This is a genomic window from Methylophaga sp. UBA5088, assembly GCF_002414625.1.
Lineage (GTDB): Bacteria > Pseudomonadota > Gammaproteobacteria > Nitrosococcales > Methylophagaceae > Methylophaga > Methylophaga marina.
The window spans coordinates 34,005-37,689 of record NZ_DIAC01000049.1; the positions used below are offsets into that span (position 1 = coordinate 34,005).

General features: G+C 39.4%; 5 protein-coding genes. 3 read left to right on the forward strand and 2 right to left on the reverse strand.

Going from position 1 to position 3,685, the window contains the following annotated elements:
• A partial coding sequence (locus B4K20_RS06740; protein ID WP_289282342.1) for a hypothetical protein occupies positions 1-183 on the reverse strand: 183 nt, incomplete at its 3' end.
• A 57-nt stretch (positions 184-240) separates the two neighbouring features.
• Here B4K20_RS06740 and B4K20_RS06745 point away from each other — a divergent pair.
• From B4K20_RS06745 to B4K20_RS06755, 3 genes are all read left to right on the forward strand, one after another.
• A complete protein-coding gene (locus tag B4K20_RS06745; protein ID WP_289282343.1) occupies positions 241-861 on the forward strand; it encodes a hypothetical protein in 621 nt (206 codons plus the stop codon).
• Between the two features lie 91 nt (positions 862-952).
• Entirely contained in the window at positions 953-1,429 is a 477-nt protein-coding gene (locus B4K20_RS06750) for a hypothetical protein (protein ID WP_289282344.1), read from the forward strand.
• A 79-nt stretch (positions 1,430-1,508) separates the two neighbouring features.
• Entirely contained in the window at positions 1,509-3,080 is a 1,572-nt protein-coding gene (locus tag B4K20_RS06755; RefSeq protein ID WP_289282345.1) for a hypothetical protein, read from the forward strand.
• Positions 3,081-3,091: 11 nt separating this feature from the next.
• On the opposite strand, the gene B4K20_RS06760 is transcribed toward B4K20_RS06755, so the two are convergent.
• Positions 3,092-3,685 (reverse strand): sigma 54-interacting transcriptional regulator (locus B4K20_RS06760; RefSeq protein WP_289282346.1); only part of this gene is annotated, 594 nt, incomplete at its 5' end.

The window sequence follows — 3,685 nt, forward strand, 5'->3', positions numbered from 1 at the left end:
TGTATCTGAGATAATAGAGTCATCAAAAAAGGAGATATTAACTTTTAGAGCAATAGTTAAAATTATAGAAGATAATAAATATGAAATAGAAGGCAATCTATCCTTAATAGCTTGTTTTATTGAAAAAAATCTTCTGATAAATGTATTTTTAATAGATTCCAAATAGGCTGCAATGAAGTTCATTCAGGTACTCATGGCCGGTGTATCAGTGCTGGAACCGGGACTGAGTATTTTGAAAAAGTGCTTAACACATATAATGAATCTACCCCCAAAGATTTTGAACTTGATAACTATGTTAATACCTCAATTAATAAGGCATGTTCAATAACCTCATGGTTACACTATCTTGAGCACACGAATTATGAACCTTTACTTAATTATTTTGGTGGTGGATACGAAATTTGCTACATGGAAGGCGGGGCTTTTAAAAAGCTAAATAATTTTTCATCAATCTATTGGAGTATCGAAATAACAGAAGATGGTAAAACTAATGACATTAGAGTTCACAAAATTCACCACACACAATACCATCATGACATATGTGTATTTTCAGTTATAGATGACGTTACCTACAATGGTAGTGAATATATAGTTGAAAACATCGATCATTTTCTAGTTCCACCTATTCACAGATCAATAGATGAATCAGAAGTGCAAAACTTTAAACCTATAATCGAAACAGGTTCATTTTGTCATATGGTTGAAATTATTTTTGGTGATGAAAAAATTAAATGGTTAAGAGTAATGGAAATTGATCAGCAAAAAATACTTGAAATAAAGAATATAGATGGACTTTACTCTATAAAGCCTGATTATGGTTTGATGAGAGATCAAATTGAAATTTTCCTTAAAAAAATATAACAAGGACATCAAATGGACATTCATAAGCGTAGTTCGCTGCCGCTCACATTATCACGCTTATTCCTGCAATTTATGGCGGCGTTAACTGTCTATGTCGAAATCACTGCTAATAATTGCTTCAAATAATGATTATGAATCGCTCATGGAATATATGAGAAGTTGTGATTTGTCTCTTGTGCCATTGGATTTGAGGTATCCAGTGGCTCAGCCCAAAGACGGCCCTATATGTTATCTATCGTTCAAAACTATTGATGAGCTTCATCCCTATGGTGAAGGAAACACCAAGTTAGCAGACGTTATTGATCCATTGTTACTGTTTACAAGACCTTATTATGACCCTCCGTATTTAACAGATGGGTCCATCGTTCTAAACGATGATGTTCAAGAAGTTTCTGATCAAATTAAGCCGCTTTTCAATAAGGTGGCACGTTGGGTGCGTAAAAACTGGAGTAAGCACCCAGATCATGCTTCTTGGGTTGGGCCAGAAGCCTACAACCTTTTACAAACTGGCAAAGGGCAATGGCGCTCTTGTTTACATGCAGCTTCCGGTAAAATAATCCGTGTATAAAACAGTTAACAAGTTTGTCAAAAGGACGCTCCTGACGTCGCGCCTTTTACAAAAGCGTTAGATTCCTAGGGAAGCACTTATGCATATCGAAAGCGAGCTAGAATTCTGGCTGCAACGAAACATCCCTGATAAGCGAGAGAGCAAGCTCCGAAACATAAAGATAGTAATGAACTACTATGGTTTTGGTGATTTAGCATGGCCTACGCTTGAATCAATTGCGGAGAAGCTAGCCGTAGGAACAAGGGAGCGCGTTAGGCAAATTATCAATGCTAATTTTAGGGATGTAATAGCTCTAGCGGAGCTTCCCGTAGCATGTGCAGTATTCGATATTATTGAAGCATATGGCTTCGTTTCAATTCCCGAAGTAAGAACTCGACTCATACGTGAAGGCTATGCGTCGAAAAACACTACTCTAAGAGGAGTACTAAATCTCGCCCGAGACTTGGGTAGGTGCGAAGGCTATAATCTATATGATTCAAATCTTAATCTCCTTAAGCGTTCCGAAGCCGAGTTCGACGAACAAACTTACCTAATACGGAAGTCAAATCTAGGAGTGTTAAAGAAAAAACTACGTAAAGCCAAAACATTACCGGGATTACTGGGCTTATCCTTAGATAGTTACTTGGAAAAAGAAATTGGATCGGACGGTGTTTTTTCTAATGTGAAACAACTTATCGCTGCATCGCCAGAAGTAGTTCAAGTCTCAGATGACCAGAATAGTTGGTACATATTCGAAGATCGCGATAATACCCTCATTAACTGCTGTGAAAAGATCTTCGGTCTTACAGCTCAATGCCAAATTGGAGTGCTTGCTTCAACTTTACAAAACTCTCTTCGTAGGAGGTCGCACAAATATAACTATCCACCTTCGCGCATAATTTCGCGTTGGATTGAAAGCTCAAAATGGTTCGTTGTGGAGGGCGAGTCGGTTAAGTTTTTAGGAGATTACAGGGAACTAACACACTTAGAAAAAATAGCTGTTTCGTATCTGGAAGGCATAGAAAAGTCGGATTATCCTCAATTCCGTGATCACCTGATCAAGCAAGGTATAGGAAAGCCTGCAGCTAACAAAATCATTACCACTTCTTCTCTGGTTACAGTTGATAAGACAGGTCAAAGAAAAACCTACACTTATCAGCTTATTACCAAAGCCGGCCGTATTGAAAAAAGTAGCGATAATGCGGTATCTCGATATCAAGTATTCAAGAACCGCTTGAAACATGTGCTTGCCGAAGGCACAGACTCAACTATTGAGGTACTAGTACGCAGGGAACAAGCAATTTTGAGAGAGTGGTTGTTTGGAGAAAAGGATAGTGAACACTGCGCTGCATGTGGTGAGCTGTTTTCTATTTCCGCCTTGGTCACAGCTCACAAGAAAAAAAGATCACAATGCACTGATTCAGAAAGAGTTGATCCTAATATAGTCTTTCCTTTGTGTCATTTTGGCTGTGACTACCTATATGAAATTGAATCTATATCCGTTAACCAAAACGGTGTAATTGAGGCGAATAGTGAAGTGTCTGAAAACTTTGATTCTAAGAGGTCATCTGCTTTAGCTGGAAGAACACTTCCCAGTAAGTGGTTGTTGGGCAGTATGAGTTACTTTAAGCGCAATCTAACAATTGCAAATCAACATGGTCAGATTGTTTGATTTTCAGTGCTTTAGTTGAAAGTGACCTGCGTCGTTTTTTGTATTGAAATGTTAAGCCGTTTCGCCATGCGGATAAGGTTTGAGCGATCCATCTGAAGCTGTTTGGCGGCCATTGCCCAGTTACCATCAGCTTGTTGTAATGCGTGGACGATGATTCTTCTCTGAAAGGCTTCCGTCGCTGCTTTTAAACTCATATTGGGCTGGATGTTAGCTGAGTTAGTATCCAGCTCAGGTAAGTTGCCTACGGGTTTATCAGACCTGATTTCAAGTAACTCAGAAGTGAGTGACACTATCGCCTGATGAGGTGAATTAGCTTTTGCTCTTAACGCTGCTCGGCTGATTACATGTTCCAGTTCACGCACATTGCCGGGCCAGGAATAATTGAGCAGACTGGAATTCGCTTCTGATGTTAATCGAAGCTGGCGGATATTCAATTGGCGACTGATGCGTTCGAGAAAATATCCGGCCAAAAGCAACACGTCTTCTCCACGATCTTTCAGGCTGGGAAGGTGGATGGGGTACACCATCAGACGGTGATAAAGATCAGAGCGGAACTGTTCATTCTCAACTTCTTTTTCCAGGTTTCTATTAGTGGCAGCAATAAT

What these genes read in the sequence shown, in the direction of transcription:
- B4K20_RS06750 (WP_289282344.1), top strand. Translation starts at nt 953, where the DNA reads ATGTCGAAATCACTGCTAATAATTGCTTCAAATAATGATTATGAATCG.
- B4K20_RS06755 (WP_289282345.1), top strand. Translation starts at nt 1,509, where the DNA reads ATGCATATCGAAAGCGAGCTAGAATTCTGGCTGCAACGAAACATCCCT.